We start from the raw sequence: 16,858 nt of genomic DNA on the forward strand, positions 1-16,858 counted from the left end.
GTTGCGTCAGCGTTGTATCGGGTTACGAAGAGCTCAATCTCACCATCCGCGCGCAATCGGCCCATCAGCGTTTCCCGCAACCAAGCCCGGAAAAGTATACGTCATTTATGAATGTTATTTATGTGACATGACGCTAGCAGCGCGCAAAACGTCTGAGGCGCAGTGCTGATGCGAACCGAGCAGCGCTCCGCGTGAGCTGGCTACGACAGGCCAGCGAAGAGCTCGGTGACGCCTTGGCGCTACCGCTGGTCCTTGTCCGCACCTTGCTGGCCGCCGGTCTCGTTCTTATTCAGCCGGCCAGCTTTGCGCAGGGCTTCACGCAGCACGTACTCGATCTGGGCGTTGACTGAGCGAAGCTCATCTTCGGCCCACGACTGCATGGCCGTCAGCACGGCTTCGTTGATGCGCAAAGGATAAGCTTTCTTGTCGGCCACGGGTGCTTACTTCGTGCTGAGACGCTGCACCTGAATCGAGCAAATCAGCGTAGCGATGACCATGACGCCCGAGACTGCGTGAATCAAGGGCTTCAGCGTTGCCGGCGCCACGGAGATGAGCGCGATGCCGATGATGGCAAGGCCTACGGCCGCCACCGCAAAGATGGTGATGAGCCATGGACGAATGCGTTCGCAGTTGGGAGAGCGAGCAAGTTTGGCAGGCAGCCACTTGCCAGTGGCCACCAACAGGCCTAGTAGGCCTGTTGGCAGAGCGGCTAGAACCACAATCAGCGAGGCCACGGTTTTCGCGTCCATCAATCGCTCCTCAATACATCGAACCGGTGTTCACGACCGGCGTGGTGGCGCGATCCGAACACAACACCACCAGTAGATTGCTCACCATCTGCGCGCGGCGTTCTTCATCGAGATCGACCACGCCGCCTGCTTTCAGTTTGTCCAGTGCCATCTCGACCATGCTGACCGCGCCTTCAACGATGCGGGTACGGGCGGCAATCACGGCATTGGCCTGCTGCCGCTGCAGCATGGCGTGGGCGATCTCCGGGGCATAGGCCAAATGGCTGATACGTGCTTCCAGTACGTCGATGCCGGCGGTGGTCAGGCGCTCATCCAGTTGCTCCTTCAGATGAGCGCTGATCTCGGTGGGATGGCTGCGCAGCGAGATCTGACCTTCTTCGTGCTGATCATAGGGATAGCTTGAGGCCATGGCGCGCAGTGCCGATTCGGACTGCACGTGAACGAAACTCTCGTAGTCGTCGACGTTGAACACAGCTTCGGCGGAATCAACCACTTTCCAGACAATGACCGCTGCAATCTCGATCGGGCTACCTTCCAACTCATTAACCTTGAGTTTGCCGCTTTCGAAATTGCGCACCCGCAGCGAGACTTTCTTGGTGCTGTAGAAGGGGTTGTTCCAACGTAGGCCCTGTTCCTTGACCGTGCCTCGATAGGCACCGAACAGACTGAGTACGGCGGCCTGATTGGGTTCCACCATGTAAAAGCCGCCCAGGCAGATCGCCGTGACAATCAAGGCAACGATGCTGCCAATAGCGATCAAGGGGCTGCCCATGCGCGCGCCATTGATCAAGGTAAACAGCTCGATCAGAAGCAGGGCGAGGAGGGCGATCAACACCGGAATACCGGCGGCGGAGGAAATGAGTTTTTCTTTCATGTCAGGGCTCCAGTCAGAACTCCGACCGACCGGGTCGGATGCACCGCGTGCGTTAATTAGATATCAAAAAGATATCTATGTGACCGTGCGAGCTCGATTTGTTTTGCTTTGGTTCAGCTAAAACGAAGAGGGCCACCCGTTCGGGTGGCCCTGGAAACTTGCCGCTACGTGTAGCCCAGGTGCTAAAGAGGCGCTGGCCGCTGCTTGCAGGTCAAGGTCTGGCCGTTGAAGGTGCAGGTCCACTCATACAGTCGCGCATTGCTGCCAACGATCTGTACACCCATGTTGCGCATGTGATCGATGAACCGATTCGAGGCGTTGCGATCGTCGCCAAAATAGTAGGTGCCAGCGTACGAGCCGGAGTTCTCCTCCGGCACGATCTGACCGCGTTGATCGCGAGCAGACCCTTGAATGTATCGGCAGCCTGTCGGAGGTGTGCATTCGATTTGCGCGCTTCCTCCCTGACCGCCACTGAAATTGATTCTCACGACAGTGACCAAGCCATCAGTGAATCCCATCGCCGCGCTAGCGCGAGAGCCAAGAAACGAGGCTGCCGCCGATAGTCCCGGAACGTTGCCGGCAGCTAAGGCGTCGCCGAAGCGAATCCGGTAATTCACATTGCCGATGAACTCGTAGACGCCAGAGTCGCCGATGCCCAGTTGCGAAGGGCTGAGATCGAGGTTCACCTTCATGGTTCCCCTGGTCTCAATCCACACCTGATAGGCTTGGCTGTAGAACTCGCTGTCGTCGACGCTGGTGGGCATTGACTCCATAACGCAGCGTTGCCTGGCCGCTAATTGGCTGGCGGTCGTTCTCGGCTGAGACCGCGGCTGGTTACCGATTCCACACTGGGCCAGAAAGGTTGCAATCCGGTTGTTGCGAAAGTCGTAGACGTTGGTGACGGAGCCATGCGCCTGCACTGCGAGCGACGAATAGCTGTTGGGATTGCAGCCGTGGCAGGCGCGCCAATAAGCATCTTGTGCATCGGCGCCGAAGCTAAGAGCGGTCAGTACCAAGATCAGCAGTCGCCCCATTAGTGCTTGTTTTCTCACTTGTGACATTTCCTTCTCATCCATCTTGTGGTGTGTTGGACGTGCCGCATCATATGTGCTTCTAAGGGGGGGGGCGCAACGACTGGTTAGCGCTCCGAAGGGCCATTGATGTCCTGCCAATTGATGATCAGCAGGCATTTGGCTGGAAACGAAGTCAAATCATTGGCAACGCCCTGAACCTGTGCTCATGCAGATCTATGTGGACTCTGAGGTAGTGATTGGCATCCCTTGGGCGATTGATAGAATGCGGCCAATACGTTGCCTGGCGGCCAGGCTACTAAACACATGAGTCCGTCAGGGCTCTCAGGAGAATTGACTTGGGTACTTTCGGATCCGCTCATTGGCTGTCAGTCGCTGTCTTCGGCGCTGTGTTCGTTATCCCGGCGTGGCGGATTTTGAGCAAGGCAGGATTCAACGGGGCACTGTCGCTGGTACTCCTCGTTCCGATAGTGAATCTTGTCGCCTTGTGGATATTCGCCTTCGTTCAATGGCCGATCGAGCGGCGCAGCAGCTGAGGGCAGTGCCCGCATGGCTGGGATGCGATGTGACGCATTCTGAATGTCGGCTGATGTCCATCGTCAAACGGTCTTGATTCCGAAGCCATCTGGAGGTTCGGGGCGCAAGCCGGAGGGTCGAGCTAGACGGGAAAAGGAGAAATTGAAGCCTAGACGACCGAGGATCGAGTTGGGCCAGACCCGCTTGTCTCAGGCTCGCGCTAGGTCTAGGCTCATTCTAAGGTCTGAGATGTAAACTCGGCCCCGCTACCGATTCGCGAACATCCCATTCGGAGATCCGCATGTTTGGGCGAATGAAGATCGGTCGACGCATCCTCGTCTCCTTCCTGTTGCTTGCTTTGTTGCCCTTGCTGGTGGTCTCCCTGGTGGCCTGGCGACAGGCCGTGGCGCAGTTGGAGACCGCAGCCGAGCAGCGTATGCAGGCCCAGGCCTCGCTCAAGGCCGCGCAGCTGCAGGATTATTTCGAGGCGATCGTCAACGATGTGCTGTCGTTGTCGGAAAATTTCATGACCACCTTCGCGGTACGCGAATTCAGTACCGGCTTCGCCGCGTTCGAGGCTGAGCGCATTGCCGCGGAGCTGGGCGACGAGGCCGCGCAGGAAGACATCGAGAATGCCTCGGCCGCCCAGGCCAGCCTGGATGAGGCGGCGGTGTCGGCCTTTTGGCGCGATCAGTTCGGCCAGCGCTATGCCGAACTCAACGCCGGCCGAGCGGCAACTGAGCGCGCCGACAGCAGTCGATTGAGTACGACCGCACAGGCCTTGCAACGCTACTTCATCGCCGAGAACCCGGCACCCTTGGGCGAGAAGGACAGCCTCGACGCGCTGCCGTTCGAGTCGGCCTACAGCAGCACCCACGCGCAAATCCACCCGGTGCTGCGCAGTCATCTGAAGCGCAACGGCTACTACGACATCTTCATCGTCGACCTTCAGGGCAATGTGGTCTACACGGTGTTCAAGGAAATCGACTTCGGTACCAATTTGTTAAGCGGGCCGTGGCGCGAATCGGGATTGGGTCGAGCATTCCAGTCGGCCCTGAACCTGCAAGACAACAATGCTGTGGCGGTGGACGACTACGATCCCTATCCGCCGAGCTACGAAACCCCGGCCATGTTTCTGGCCAGCCCGATCGTCGATGCGGGCGAACGGCTGGGCGTGCTGGTGGTGCAGGTCAATGTCGGGCGGGTGGCCGAAGTCGCCGGCAATCGCGAGGGTCTGGTGGAAGGGCAGGACGTCTATTTGCTGGGGCCCGATCGCCTGTTGCGCTCCGATTCGCTATTGGCCGAGAACTGGACCGTTGCCAACAGTTTCGCTGCCCCCGATCAGCACCGGGTGGCCGACGACCTGTGGCTGGCCGGCGAGCAGCGCTCGAGAAATACCCGCAGTGCAACGCTGCGCGGCATGCCAGCCGTGACTTCGCTGGCTGGGCTATCGGTGACGCCGGAGCTACGTTGGACGGTGGTTGCCCAGTATCGCGAAACCGAGGCCTTTGCGGCCTCGCGCGCCCTTAGCATCGCCCTGGGTGGGGCGGTGTTGGTGGCAGCGGCGCTGATAGCGGGGGTAGGGCTGCGTCTGTCGCGCAGTCTGGTCAGGCCGATCACCCGGTTGAGCGATGCCCTCGGGCAGGTGGCCGAAAGCGGCGATTTTTCGCGGCGCATCGACGCCAGCGGCCGCGATGAGCTAGCGATGGCGGGACAGACCTTCAACCAGTTGCTGGTGACCTTGGAGAGCTCGCTGGCCGAGGTGGCCGACTTGGCCGAAGCGCTGGCTGCGGGACGACTGGATGTGCGGATCAGAGGACGTTACGCCGGAACCTTGCAGGACCTGACCACGCGCATCAACACCAGTGCCGAGGTGATCGGCCATTCGCTGTCGGCAATTGCCGCAGCCGGCGACGCCCTGGCTCGCGGCGATCTCAAGCACCGAACCGAAGGTGAGTTTCATGGTGCCTACCGGCAGGCGGTGCAGGGCGTGGAGCAGGGTAGTGTCGCCATCGCGCTGGCATTTGACGAACTCAATCGCGTGCTGAGCGCGATGACCGGGGGCGACTTCACCCAGCGCATCGAACACCAGTTCGCTGGTGACGTAGCACGGGCAAGCGAGGCCATCAATCAATCGCTGGATGTGCTGGAGGATGCCTTCAATACCATTGCCAGGGTGGCGGGAGAAATTTCCGCTGGCGACCTGTCCGGTGCGATGGAGGGCGAATACCAAGGTCAGATTGCCGATGTGCAGAAAGCGTTGAACGCTGCGCTGAAGGCCTTGCGCATGCTGGTCGATGAAGTGCGCGGGGCGGCCGATACGGTGAACCAGGGCTCCAAGGAAATCGCCAGCGGCAATTCTGATCTCTCCGGGCGTACGGAACGGCAGTCGGAGTTTGTGTCCAGGTCGGCGGCCGACATGCAGCGCATCGTTGACGCGTTGGAGCAGGCAGTGGCCACCACGCGCCGCGCCGATACTTCGGCGCGCGGCGCTGAGTCGCGGGCCAAGGACGGCGCCAATACGGTGAGTTCGGCAATCGAGGCCATGGGTGCGATCACTCAGAGCAGCAAGCGGATTGCCGAGATCGTCAAGCTGATCGATGACATCGCCTTCCAGACCAATCTGCTGGCACTGAATGCTGCGGTGGAAGCAGCGCGGGCCGGTGAGCAGGGACGCGGATTTGCCGTGGTCGCCAGCGAAGTAAGAACGCTGGCCTCGCGCTCGGCGGAGTCGGCCAAGGAAATTCGCACCTTGATCAATGAGTCGAGCCAGAATGTGCACAACGGTGCTGAATTGGTAGAGCGCTCTGGTCAGGCCTTGCGCGAGATCGCCGAACTGGTGGGGCAGGTGTCGGCCGATGTCGGTTCGGCGGCAGCCAATATCGCGGCGCAAAGCGAGGCCAGCACTGAGGTCAATGCCGCGCTTGACCAGTTGGAGGTGTTGAATCAGCAGAATAGCGCCCTGGTGGAGGAGACGGCCGCGACCAGTGCCCATCTGCAGGAGGGGGCCGGCAATATGGCCCGGCTGATAGCCCGTTTCGTTACCCGCGAGAGTCGACGCACGGGGCGCTGAAGCGCTTCACTCGTTCGCCCATGGATGAACGCCGGCGCGGCCGGCTTTCGTCCCATGCTGCACTGCGATAACCTGCGCGGTCTCCCTTTGCCATCTGGGCTCCAGGCCCAAGCTCTTTCATGCACGAACAGTACGAAGCCCAGTCGATTGAGTCCGCCGCCCAGGCCTTCTGGCAGCGCCAGCGCGCGTTTGAAGTCAAGGAGGACCAGGGCAAGCCGAAGTTCTATTGCCTCTCGATGCTGCCGTACCCCTCCGGGGCGCTGCATATGGGCCATGTACGCAACTACACAATCGGCGACGTGATCAGCCGTCATCGGCGCATGCTGGGCTACAACGTGCTGCAGCCGATGGGCTGGGATGCCTTCGGCCTGCCGGCTGAGAACGCTGCGATCAAGAACAAGACGGCGCCGGCCAAGTGGACCTACGCCAACATCGATCACATGCGTCAGCAGCTGCAGTCGCTCGGCTATGCCATCGACTGGTCGCGCGAATTTGCCACCTGTCGCAGTGACTACTACGCCCACGAGCAGCGCGTGTTCACCCGCCTGTTCAAGAAAGGCCTGGTCTATCGCAAGAATTCGGTGGTCAACTGGGACCCGGTCGATCAGACCGTATTGGCCAACGAGCAGGTGATCGACGGGCGCGGCTGGCGCTCCGGCGCCGTAGTCGAAAAGCGCGAGATTCCGCAGTGGTTCCTGAAGATCACTGCCTATGCGCAAGAGCTGCTCGATGGCCTGGACCAGCTGCCGGGCTGGCCGGATGCGGTCAAGACCATGCAGCGCAACTGGATCGGACGCTCCGAGGGCCTGGAGATCGACTTCGGCGTGGAGGGCAGCGATGAGGCCCTGCGCGTCTTCACCACCCGCCCCGATACTTTGCTGGGCGTGACCTATATGGCGGTGGCGGCTGAGCACCCGATCGCCCAGCGTGCAGCACAGAGCAATGCCGAACTGGCTGATTTCATTGCTGGCTGCCGCCAGGGCGGCGTATCGGAAGCCGAACTGGAAACCCAGGAAAAGCGCGGCATGGCGACTGGCGTGTTTGCCATCCATCCGATCAGCGGTGAGCGGGTGCCGATCTGGGTCGCCAACTTCGTGCTGATGGGCTATGGCACCGGTGCGGTGATGGCGGTGCCGGGGCATGACGAGCGCGATTTCGAATTTGCCCACAAGTATGGCTTGCCGATCAAGCAGGTGATTGCGCTGGGCGCCGAAGCTGGCGGCGATGGCCTGTACGACACCGCCCAGTGGAAAGACTGGTATGCCGACAAGAACCATGCCGACATGCGGGTGGTGAACTCGGGTGTTATTGATGGCCTGAACCACCGCCAGGCGTTTGACAAGATTGCCGAGGTGCTGGGCGACAATGCCGAGCGTCGGGTCAACTTCCGTCTGCGTGACTGGGGCGTTTCGCGGCAACGCTACTGGGGTTGCCCAATTCCGATGATTCTCTGTGCTAAGTGCGGCGACGTGCCGGTGCCGGAGGAGGAACTGCCGGTGTTGCTGCCGGAAGATGTCGAGTTCAGCGGCGTGCAGTCACCGATCAAGGCCGATCCCAATTGGCGCAAGGTCAGCTGTCCGTGCTGCGGCGGCGAGGCCGAGCGCGAAACCGATACCTTCGACACTTTCATGGAGTCGAGCTGGTACTACGCCCGCTACACCTCGCCCGGTGCGCCGGATATGGTCGACGGCCGGGCCAACTACTGGTTGCCGGTCGATCAGTACATCGGTGGCATTGAGCACGCCATCCTGCATTTGCTGTACTTCCGCTTCTACCACAAGCTGCTGCGCGATCTTGGCATGGTGCAGGCCGATGAGCCGGCCACCCGTTTGCTGTGTCAGGGCATGGTGATTGCCGAGACCTTCTATCGCGAGGAAGAAGTCGAGATCGAAGAGTCTCGTCCAGACGGAACCGTTTCGACGACCAAGACGGTGTCGAAGACATGGATCAATCCAGCCGACGTCGAAGTGGAACGCGATGATAAGGGGCGGGTGATCGGCGCCCATCTGGCGGCCGATGGTCAGCCGGTGCAGATCGGTGGCACCGAAAAGATGGCGAAGTCGAAGAACAACGGTGTCGACCCGCAGTCGATGGTTGGCAAATTCGGCGCCGATACGGTGCGCCTGTTTTCGATGTTTGCCTCGCCGCCGGATCAGAGCTTGGACTGGAGCGAGGCCGGCGTCGAGGGCATGGCGCGCTTCCTGCGCCGGCTGTGGACCCAGGTCAGCAAGCATGTCGCCGGCGGCCCCGCGGGGGCGGTGGATCCTTCCGCGCTGAACGCCGAGCAGAAGGCCCTGCGTCGCAAGTTGCACGAGACGATCGAAAAGGTCGGCGACGATTACGCCCGCCGTTACGCGTTCAATACCGCGATCGCTGCCGTGATGGAGTTGGTGAATGCGCTGATGAAGGCCAATGACGACAGCGAACAGGGCCGTGCGGTTGCCGACGAGGCCTGGAAGGCCATCGTATTGATGCTGAACCCGATTGTGCCGCACACCTCGCACGCGCTGTGGCAGGCCTTTGGCAACGCCGAAACCCTGCTGGAAGATCAGGCCTTCCCGGTGGCCGATGCGGATGCATTGAAGCGCGATGCGATCACCCTGGCGGTGCAGGTCAATGGCAAGCTGCGCGGACAGATCGAAGTCGCGGTCGATGCTGCGCGTGAGTCCATCGAGTCGCAAGCCATGGCCGAATCCAACGTCGCCAAGTTTCTCGAAGGTGTAACCGTGCGCAAGGTTATCGTCGTGCCCGGCAAGATCGTCAATATCGTGGCCAACTGAGGCGACTCTGATGCGATTTCTGGTTCTAGCAGCACTCTCGCTTGGTCTGGCCGGTTGTGGCTTCCAGCTCAAGAAGGAACTCAGCTTGCCGCCTTCCTTGGTGAAACTGGAGGTGCTGAGTTCGGATCCCTACTCGCCGGTGCAGCAGGGGTTGGAGCGCGCGCTGCGTCGCGCCGGTGCCGTGGTGCCGGGCGGCGAGGGTAGCGGACAGTTGGAGCTGCGCAATCTGAGGATCAGCTCGCGACCGCTGTCACTGGCCAATACCGGTCGAGTGCAGGAGTTTTCTCTCGAGTATCGCGCGGACGTGATCCTCACCGACGGTACCGGTAAAGTCGTGTTGCCGCTGGAACCGATCGTGCTCGAGCGTGACTACAGCTTCGACAGCGCCAATCCCTCGGGCTCGCCCGCCGAAGAGGAGCTGATTCGCCAGGAGCTCGATCAGGCGATGGTGGATGCCGTGCTGCGCCGGTTGGACGTGGCCTTGCGTCAATAGCCGATGCCTCTGCAGCTAGCGCAACTCGATCGTCAGCTGGCCGAACAGCGGCTGGCCAATGTCTATCTGATTGCCGGCAGCGAAGACTTGCTGCGCATTGAAGCAAGTGATGCGGTGCGCGCCCTGGCGCGCGAGCTGGGCTTTACCGAGCGCGAAGTGTTTGATGTCGAGTCGGGTTTCGACTGGAACAGCCTGACCATGAGTGGCGCGTCGATGTCCTTGTTCGCCTCACGGCGACTGATCGAGCTGCGCCTGCCTACCGGCAAGCCGGGCAAGGAAGGCGGCGCTGCTATCGAACAGTGGTGTGCCAACCCACCGCCGGATACCTGTCTGCTGATCATCGCCAATGACTGGAGTCGCACGCACGAAGGGCGATGGTCGCAGGCGGTGGACAATGCCGGCGTGTTCCTGCCGATCTGGCCGCTGAAGCCGAATGAGTTTCCTGGCTGGCTGCAACGCCGGCTTCGTGCGGCCAAACTCGATGTTGAGGCGGATGCGGTGGCCCTGCTCGGCGAGCGGGTCGAAGGCAATCTGCTCGCGGCCAGCCAGGAAATCGAGAAGCTGGCACTGCTCTGCCGTGGCGAACGAATCACTGCCGAACGTATGCTGGCCCTGGTCGCCGACAGTGCGCGATTCAGTGTCTTCTCGCTCACCGAGGTGGCAATGGCCGGCGATGGCGAGCGGGCTCTGCGCATGCTGCGTGGCCTGCGCGCCGAAGGTGAACAGATCGTTCCGCTGATGAATTGGGTGGCGGGGCAGGTGCAGATTCTGGCCTTGGCGGCACAGGTGGCCGACAGCGGCGGCAATCTGGCCACGGTGTGGCAGCAGGCACGGGTCTGGGAGTCACGGCAACCGCTGTATCGCAAGACTGTTCAACGACTGGGCAATCGCGGCGCTGCGCGGCTGCTGCGCGCTTGCGCGCAGCTCGATCTGGCCAGCAAGGGGCGCGATGACGAGGATCCCTGGCGCCTGCTGGAGCGCATCCTGCTGGCACTTGCCAACGCCCGAGCTCTGGACTTGCTGCAGCCGGCCGGATGAATCCGCTTCGATTGATCTACGGCGGCACATTCGATCCGATTCATAGCGGGCATCTCGCTGTGGCGCGTGCTGCGCGTGAGGCGGTGGGCGCCGAGCGCGTCATCCTGTTGCCTTGCGGCGATCCTCCGCATCGCGCTCGTCCGGGAGCCTCAGGGGAACATCGCGCGGCGATGCTGCAAATCGCAATCGCCGATGACCCACTGTTCGTAATTGACACGCGCGAGCTGAGCCGGGTCGGTTTGAGTTATACGATCGACACCCTGCGCGAGCTTCGCCAGGAGCTAGGGCCGCTGACGCCGATGGTGCTGCTGCTCGGGCGTGACGCCGCAGACGGCTTGGCCAGCTGGCATCAGGTGGCCGAAATGCCCGCGCTGACTCATCTCCTCATCATGGCGCGACCCGGTTATCCGGGGATGCATCCCGAGCGTGCGCTGGGCTGGCAGGTGGCTACAACGACGGATGCCTTGGCGGGTTCTCCGGCGGGTCTGGTACTGGAAATGCCGCGACCGGTATCGACGGCGTCATCCACCGCGGTTCGTGGCGGTTGCGATGAGGCCTGGCAGGACCTGCCGCCCGGAGTGGCCGACTACATGCGGGCGCACCGGCTGTATCGCTGAGCCGAGGTGCGCAGAATTGCCCTTGGGATGGTGTCGCGCGGCCGCCAGCGGCCTATACTGATCCTACCCTGGACTCACACGAGCACGGGCGCTGCGCCATCATCACAGCCAGCCGTGTGAGTCGAAGGTAGTGGGGCTGCCGTGTGCCCCGCGCCGACCCCGACACGGCACCACAGTGAGGATCGCATAACTTGACACCCAGTCCCTTGCCGCAGCGCAAAACGCCTGCCCCGAAACTCGCCTCCAAGCCAGACCTCAGAAAGACCGTGGCCGAAGCGTTGGAGAATCTCAAGGCCAAGGACACACGCGAGATCGATGTCCGCGGCAAGACGGGCATCACCGACTTCATGGTGATTGCCTCCGGAACATCGAATCGACACGTTAAGTCGATCGCCGATGAGGTGATTCGCAAGTCAAAGGAGATGGGCGTTCAGCCCCTGGGCATAGAAGGCGAGCGGGAAGCCGAATGGGTGCTGGTGGATCTCGGCGACGTCATTGTCCACATCATGTTGCCGCGAGTACGCGAGTTCTATGGCCTCGAGCGGCTGTGGACGGTCGGCGATCAGCGGCCGGAAGAGATCGACGCTGCATCGGTGCAGTGAGCGCATTGACGCCTGTGGCTGGGCTTGTCAGCCCGGCCTGCCCGGCGCTTCCAAAGCTGCATGGTCGGTGGCTTGGCGACGCGAATCCCAGCATTGTTTGCCGCCTGACGGCAGTCGGGGTGTTGTCCCCAGGCGGTGACGTGCCGGGCTTGCCAGCCCGACGTGCCACCGCGCATCGAAACGCTGGCTCGTGAGAGGCAAGCTGATCGCCGTCGGCGTGTCGATGCCGCCCTGGGTGCAGGAGGGCTTCGGCGAATACCAGAAGCGGCTATCGCACTGGTTGCCGTTGGAGCTGCTGGAAATCGCGCCCGGCCTGCGTGGCAAGAGTCGTGATCCGCGCCGCGCCATGGCCGACGAAGGCGAGCGCGTGCTGGCTGCTTTGCCCAAGAATCCGTATCTGATCGTGCTCGACGGTCGCGGCAAACCCTGGTCGTCCGAGCAGCTGGCCGAGCGGCTGGAGCATTGGCGCGGCCTCGGGCGCGATCCTTGTTTCCTGATCGGCGGGCCGGAGGGGCACGATCAAGCCGTGCTGGCCAAGGCCGACGAGCGCTGGTCGCTCGGGCCGCTGACCTTGCCGCATCCGCTGGTGCGCATTGTGCTGGTGGAACAGCTGTATCGCGCCGCCAGCATTTTGGCCAATCATCCCTACCACCGCGCCTGAGCTGGGCGCTGCGGCAGCATCAGCCGCGGTGCTTGCCCGGATTCCAGCCGATATGCTGCAAGTGCTGTTCGCCGGCGGCTATGGCGCCGGCTTCGATCGATGTGCCCATCGAGTCGTTCCAGCGATTGAGATAGCCGAACAAGGCGATCACGCCGAGAATCTCGACGATCTCGCCCTCATCCCAATGCCGGCGCAGTTCGTCTGCAATCGGTTCGTCAACGGCGTTGGGCACGGCCGAGGCGGCCAGGGCAAATTCGAACGCCGCTTTTTCCGCGGCGCTGAACAGATCGCTGTCGCGGAAGTTCCAGATCTCGTGCAAGCGTGAATCGCTGCCGCCATAGCGATGCGCCGCCAGGATGGTATGCGCCTGACAGTAGCGACACCCGGTGTTGGCACTGGTCAAGTAGCCGATCAGGCGCTTTTGTTCACTGGTCACCCGGCCCTGATTCTCCATCACCGCCTTGTTGAGCTGGATAAAGGCTTTGGCAATGGCCGGCCGACGCTGCATGGTCAGCACGCTGTTCGGCGGAAAGCCCAGGGTTTCGTTGAAGAACTTGGCAAGTTCGGCCACTTCATTGTCGTGGTCGGTGGGCAGCGGACTGATCAGTGGCATCGGAGCTTCCAGGAAAACGAAGGGCGCGCCGCATGGTAGTACGTTACGGCGATTATGCCGAGCCGCCGATGGCGTTCAGCCAGGGCTGCCTGATTCGTGCAATGCGGCCTGCAGCTGCTCGGCGGTGAGAAAGCTTTGTTGTGCCGTCTGTTCGATCAATCGCAGCATCGACTGGTTCAACGGTGCCGACTGACCATGGTGTTGTGCCAGACGGACCACGGCGCCGCACAGATCGTGAATCTCGGTGGGCCGGCCAGCCTGGCGATCGTCGTACATTGAGGACCGTGCATCGGGCCGAATGCGCAGCATGGCCGAGGCCAGCAGACGAAACAGCGGGGTCGGCAGGCGCAGTAAGCGTGGAATCCAGGCGGTCGGCAGCGGCGTCACCCGCGCCAGCGGCAGGCCGGCGGCATCAATCACGCGCAGTGCTTCGCCCTGCAGGTCGGCGAGTACCTGGCGAAAGCCCCTGTTCAAGAGCTGCTCGCGCAGTGGCAGGCCGGATAGAGCGTTGACCGGATTATTGAGGTTGAGGATGAGCTTTGCCCACTGTACGGCACGCATGTCTTCGTACAAACGCAGCGACAGGCCGGCCTCTTCAAAGCGTGGCTTCCAGGCCTGCGTCAGCGGGTGCTGCTGCGCAGCCAGATGACCGTCGGTGGTTTGCCGCACTTCGCACTCTGAGATCTGCACCACGTTGAACGGCACCATGCCAGCCAGGGCAGCCAGGCGCGGCGCACCACGCTGCAGCCGCGCCAGATTGTCGACGCCGTTCTGCATCGACAGCACCACATTGCCGGCCGGCAAGGCAGCGGCCAGTTGGCCGGCCGCCGCCTCGGTGTGCGGACCCTTTACGGTCAAGAGGCACAGTGCAGGATCGATACCCGGCGGGACCTCGGTGCTAAGCCGAAGCTTCGTCGGTTCCAGTCGCTTTATCTGCCCATCAAGTCCGACGCAGGACAGGCCCCGATGGCGCAATGCCTCGACCACCCTGGGTCGGCCGACGAAGTGGACCTGGACGCCGCTGGCCGCCAGTCGTCCGCCCAGATATAGCCCGATGGCCCCGGCTCCGAGTACCAGAACCTCAGGCGCAGCCCCACTCAATAGCCGAGGCCGATGCGGCGGAACAGTTTTCCGAGTAGAAATATCGGCCCGACCAGCAGGTACTGCACATCCTCAAGGAAGGACGGCTTCTTTCCTTCGATATTGTGGCCGATGAACTGGAAAACCCAGGTCACCACGAACAGTACCAGGGCTACCCAACCGGGGTAGGGAACGAAAGTAAGTGTCCATAGACAGAGCAGGGCGTAGGCCGCCATCGCGATGGCAAACTGCCACGACAGCTTGAGGTAGTAGCCCAGCGAAAACACCGCCGCCGAGGCGGCCAGCAGAGGGTGAATCACCCACAGCATGGCCAGTACGCACCAGACAATGATCGGCACACAGATCCAGTGAATCAGCACATTGGTCGGGTGTCGATGTGATTCTGCGTAGTGCCCGATAAGGCGATCGACTTGCCGAATATCACGGCCCAAGGCGTTCGAATGCATGATCTGGCTCCGTGCAGCAGGTTCAAAACCAGCCAGCGCCGTCAGGCGGTCGATGGCTGCAACTCGCCACAATGTCAGCACAACCACCGATGCGGCACAACTGTGGCCGCTGAGGCGGTCACGTTCACGGTTTTCTCGCTAAGCTTGCAGGCATGCTCTACCTCGCCTCTCAATCGCCACGCCGCCTGGAGCTCTTGCAGCAACTGGGATTGCGCCCCGGCGTGCTGGAAATTCGCATTCCCGAGCAGCGCGACTCGCAGGAATCGCCGGAGGATTACGTGCGCCGGGTTGCCCGCGAAAAGGCCGGTGCCGGATTGCTGCAGGTCAGCGGTGCGCGGTCAGCGGTGGTCTTGGCTGCCGACACCGAGGTAGTGTTGGGCGATCGGGTCTTCGGTAAACCGGCCGATGCGGAGCAGGCGATCGAGATGCTGCGGGCGCTGTCGGGCCAGGTTCATCTGGTCATTTCTACCGTGTGCGTAGTCGATCATGGTCGCGAGGCCACCGAAACCTGCATTTCCAAGGTACGCTTTGCCACCCTTGACGAGCAGCTGATTGCCGCCTACGTGGCCAGCGGAGAGCCGTATGGAAAGGCCGGCGCCTATGCCATTCAGGGGCGCGCTGCCAGTTTCGTCGCTCATCTTGAGGGCAGTTACAGCGGTGTGATGGGACTGCCCTTGTTTGAGACCTGTCGACTGTTGAAGTCATTCCACGTCCTGTGTTGATTCGGCGGGGCCATTGCGCGTTTTGAAAGCTTTACCGATCTTGGCGAGGGAGCGCCTATGTCCGAAGAAATCCTGATCAATGTCACGCCGCGTGAGACGCGGGTCGCGGTAGTCGAAAACGGCATGCTGCAAGAGGTGCATATCGAGCGCGCCGCCAAGCGCGGCTATGTCGGCAACATCTACAAGGGCCGCGTACAGCGCGTCATGCCCGGTATGCAGGCTGCATTTGTCGATATCGGCCTGCAGCGCGCGGCCTTTCTGCACGCCTCGGATATCGTCCGTGCCTTCCAGGGTATGGTCGCCGAAGGTGATGCCGCACCGCCACCGTTGCCGTCCATCCAGGAGCTGGTGCGGGAAGGCCAGGATGTCGTGGTGCAGGTGGTCAAGGATCCGATCGGCAGCAAAGGGGCGCGATTGACCACCCAGCTATCCATCCCGGCGCGCTACCTGGTGCTGCTGCCGCACACCAAGGTGTTGGGTGTGTCGGTGCGGATCGAAGACGAAACCGAACGCAATCGTTTGAAGGAACTGCTGCAAGGGCTGATCGACGAAGAGCCGATGGGCTACATCGTGCGCACCAATGCCGAAGGGCAGGGCGAGCAGGCGATGCTGGAAGATCTCGACTATCTGCACAAGGCCTGGCAGGTGGTGGAAGAGAGCATGAGTGATGCGCCGCTGGGTTCCTGTGTCTACGAGGATCTCAGTCTGCCCCTGCGCTCGCTGCGCGATCTGATGCGTGACGATGTGGAGAAAGTGCGGGTCGATTCGCGCGAAACCTACGAACGCATGCAACAGTTCATGGCGCGCTTTCTGCCCGATATGGTGGAGCGACTCGAGCACTATCCGGGCGAACGTCCGATATTCGATCTGTTCGGCATCGAAGACGAGATTCAGCGTGCCTTGCAGAAGCAAGTGCCATTGAAGTCGGGTGGCTATCTCATCATCGACCAAACCGAAGCAATGACCACCATCGACGTCAATACCGGCGCGTTTCTCGGTCATCGAAACCTCGAGGACACGGTTTATCGAACCAATCTCGAGGCCGCCCAGGCGGTGGCGCGGCAGCTGCGGCTGCGCAATCTTGGCGGGATCATCATCATTGACTTCATCGACATGATCGATGTCGAGCATCGGCGTCAGGTAACGCGGCAACTGGAAAAATCCCTGTCGCGCGATCATGCCAAGACCACGGTGTACGAGTTCTCGCCGCTGGGGCTGATCGAGATGACCCGCAAGCGCACTACCGAGAGCCTGGAGCGGCAGCTTTGCGAGGAGTGTCCGACCTGCAGCGGACGCGGCAGCCTGAAATCGGTCGATACCGTGACCTACGAGATTTTCCGCGAGATCACCCGCGCCGTTCGGCAGTTTGAAGCGGCGACCCTGCTGGTGCTTGCTTCGCCGAAAGTGGTAGCTAAGATTCTGGAAGAAGAGTCGGCGGCAGTGGCCGAGCTCGAAGAGTTCATCGGCAAGAGCATTCGACTGCAGGCTGACGAGCGTTATGGTCAGGAGCAGTACGATGTGGTGCTGTTGTAAGCCACTGAC

General features: G+C 61.7%; 15 protein-coding genes and 1 pseudogene. 9 read left to right on the plus strand and 7 right to left on the minus strand.

What is annotated here, in order from left to right:
* Positions 1-239 precede the first annotated feature (239 nt).
* From IFO71_RS14665 to IFO71_RS14680, 4 genes and pseudogenes are all read right to left on the minus strand, one after another.
* On the minus strand, positions 240-434 hold the full coding sequence (locus tag IFO71_RS14665) for a type II toxin-antitoxin system antitoxin (RefSeq protein ID WP_192030402.1): 195 nt from the start codon (positions 432-434) through the stop codon (positions 240-242).
* Positions 435-440: 6 nt separating this feature from the next.
* Positions 441-749, minus strand: coding sequence for a hypothetical protein (locus IFO71_RS14670; protein ID WP_192030403.1), 309 nt, complete (start codon positions 747-749; stop codon positions 441-443).
* Between the two features lie 10 nt (positions 750-759).
* A pseudogene (locus tag IFO71_RS14675) lies at positions 760-1,449 on the minus strand (SPFH domain-containing protein); the annotation flags it as partial.
* A 356-nt stretch (positions 1,450-1,805) separates the two neighbouring features.
* Positions 1,806-2,699, minus strand: coding sequence for a hypothetical protein (locus IFO71_RS14680; RefSeq protein ID WP_192030405.1), 894 nt, complete (start codon positions 2,697-2,699; stop codon positions 1,806-1,808).
* A gap of 772 nt (positions 2,700-3,471) precedes the next feature.
* On the opposite strand from IFO71_RS14680, the gene IFO71_RS22195 reads away from it, so the two are divergent.
* From IFO71_RS22195 to rlmH, 7 genes are all read left to right on the plus strand, one after another.
* On the plus strand, positions 3,472-6,243 hold the full coding sequence (locus IFO71_RS22195) for a methyl-accepting chemotaxis protein (RefSeq protein WP_192030406.1): 2,772 nt from the start codon (positions 3,472-3,474) through the stop codon (positions 6,241-6,243).
* A 119-nt stretch (positions 6,244-6,362) separates the two neighbouring features.
* A complete protein-coding gene (gene leuS, locus IFO71_RS14690) occupies positions 6,363-9,023 on the plus strand; it encodes a leucine--tRNA ligase (RefSeq protein WP_192030407.1) in 2,661 nt (886 codons plus the stop codon).
* Positions 9,024-9,033: 10 nt separating this feature from the next.
* The gene (locus IFO71_RS14695) at positions 9,034-9,516 is read left to right on the plus strand and encodes an LPS-assembly lipoprotein LptE (protein ID WP_192030408.1); all 483 of its coding nucleotides are present in this window, start codon (positions 9,034-9,036) and stop codon (positions 9,514-9,516) included.
* Between the two features lie 3 nt (positions 9,517-9,519).
* On the plus strand, positions 9,520-10,554 hold the full coding sequence (holA, locus tag IFO71_RS14700) for a DNA polymerase III subunit delta (protein WP_192030409.1): 1,035 nt from the start codon (positions 9,520-9,522) through the stop codon (positions 10,552-10,554).
* Positions 10,551-11,171, plus strand: coding sequence for a nicotinate-nucleotide adenylyltransferase (gene nadD / locus IFO71_RS14705; protein ID WP_192030410.1), 621 nt, complete (start codon positions 10,551-10,553; stop codon positions 11,169-11,171). Before holA ends, nadD begins: the two co-directional genes overlap by 4 nt.
* Before the next feature lie 191 nt (positions 11,172-11,362).
* The gene (rsfS, locus tag IFO71_RS14710; RefSeq protein ID WP_192030411.1) at positions 11,363-11,773 is read left to right on the plus strand and encodes a ribosome silencing factor; all 411 of its coding nucleotides are present in this window, start codon (positions 11,363-11,365) and stop codon (positions 11,771-11,773) included.
* A 190-nt stretch (positions 11,774-11,963) separates the two neighbouring features.
* Positions 11,964-12,434, plus strand: a complete 471-nt coding sequence (rlmH, locus tag IFO71_RS14715) for a 23S rRNA (pseudouridine(1915)-N(3))-methyltransferase RlmH (RefSeq protein WP_192030412.1) — start codon at positions 11,964-11,966, stop codon at positions 12,432-12,434.
* A 19-nt stretch (positions 12,435-12,453) separates the two neighbouring features.
* Here the strand turns inward: rlmH and IFO71_RS14720 are convergent, their stop codons facing one another.
* The 3 genes from IFO71_RS14720 to IFO71_RS14730 form a co-directional block, all read right to left on the minus strand.
* Positions 12,454-13,047, minus strand: a complete 594-nt coding sequence (locus IFO71_RS14720; protein ID WP_192030413.1) for a carboxymuconolactone decarboxylase family protein — start codon at positions 13,045-13,047, stop codon at positions 12,454-12,456.
* Between the two features lie 75 nt (positions 13,048-13,122).
* A complete protein-coding gene (locus IFO71_RS14725) occupies positions 13,123-14,148 on the minus strand; it encodes a 2-dehydropantoate 2-reductase (protein WP_192030414.1) in 1,026 nt (341 codons plus the stop codon).
* Positions 14,145-14,594 (minus strand): Mpo1 family 2-hydroxy fatty acid dioxygenase, encoded by a 450-nt coding sequence (locus tag IFO71_RS14730; protein WP_192030415.1) that lies wholly within the window; start codon positions 14,592-14,594, stop codon positions 14,145-14,147. The genes IFO71_RS14725 and IFO71_RS14730 overlap by 4 nt, the downstream gene beginning before the upstream one ends.
* A 152-nt stretch (positions 14,595-14,746) precedes the next feature.
* On the opposite strand from IFO71_RS14730, the gene IFO71_RS14735 reads away from it, so the two are divergent.
* Together IFO71_RS14735 and rng are read left to right on the plus strand one after the other, a co-directional pair.
* Positions 14,747-15,316: a Maf family protein gene (locus IFO71_RS14735; protein ID WP_192030416.1), complete on the plus strand. Its 570-nt coding sequence runs from the start codon at positions 14,747-14,749 to the stop codon at positions 15,314-15,316.
* A gap of 57 nt (positions 15,317-15,373) precedes the next feature.
* Complete coding sequence (gene rng, locus IFO71_RS14740; protein ID WP_192030417.1) at positions 15,374-16,849, plus strand: ribonuclease G; 1,476 nt, start codon at positions 15,374-15,376, stop codon at positions 16,847-16,849.
* Positions 16,850-16,858 lie beyond the last annotated feature (9 nt).

The organism is Pseudomarimonas arenosa (assembly GCF_014841215.1).
Taxonomy (GTDB): domain Bacteria; phylum Pseudomonadota; class Gammaproteobacteria; order Xanthomonadales; family Xanthomonadaceae; genus Pseudomarimonas; species Pseudomarimonas arenosa.

Excerpts from the sequence above, each read along its gene's own strand:
- IFO71_RS14680 (WP_192030405.1), bottom strand. The coding sequence starts at position 2,699 with ATGGATGAGAAGGAAATGTCACAAGTGAGAAAACAAGCACTAATGGGG.
- IFO71_RS14720 (WP_192030413.1), bottom strand. The coding sequence starts at position 13,047 with ATGCCACTGATCAGTCCGCTGCCCACCGACCACGACAATGAAGTGGCC.
- IFO71_RS14695 (WP_192030408.1), top strand. The coding sequence starts at position 9,034 with ATGCGATTTCTGGTTCTAGCAGCACTCTCGCTTGGTCTGGCCGGTTGT.
- IFO71_RS14735 (WP_192030416.1), top strand. The coding sequence starts at position 14,747 with ATGCTCTACCTCGCCTCTCAATCGCCACGCCGCCTGGAGCTCTTGCAG.
- IFO71_RS14730 (WP_192030415.1), bottom strand. The coding sequence starts at position 14,594 with ATGCATTCGAACGCCTTGGGCCGTGATATTCGGCAAGTCGATCGCCTT.
- holA (WP_192030409.1), top strand. The coding sequence starts at position 9,520 with ATGCCTCTGCAGCTAGCGCAACTCGATCGTCAGCTGGCCGAACAGCGG.
- rng (WP_192030417.1), top strand. The coding sequence starts at position 15,374 with ATGTCCGAAGAAATCCTGATCAATGTCACGCCGCGTGAGACGCGGGTC.
- IFO71_RS22195 (WP_192030406.1), top strand. The coding sequence starts at position 3,472 with ATGTTTGGGCGAATGAAGATCGGTCGACGCATCCTCGTCTCCTTCCTG.
- IFO71_RS14670 (WP_192030403.1), bottom strand. The coding sequence starts at position 749 with ATGGACGCGAAAACCGTGGCCTCGCTGATTGTGGTTCTAGCCGCTCTG.
- leuS (WP_192030407.1), top strand. The coding sequence starts at position 6,363 with ATGCACGAACAGTACGAAGCCCAGTCGATTGAGTCCGCCGCCCAGGCC.
- nadD (WP_192030410.1), top strand. The coding sequence starts at position 10,551 with ATGAATCCGCTTCGATTGATCTACGGCGGCACATTCGATCCGATTCAT.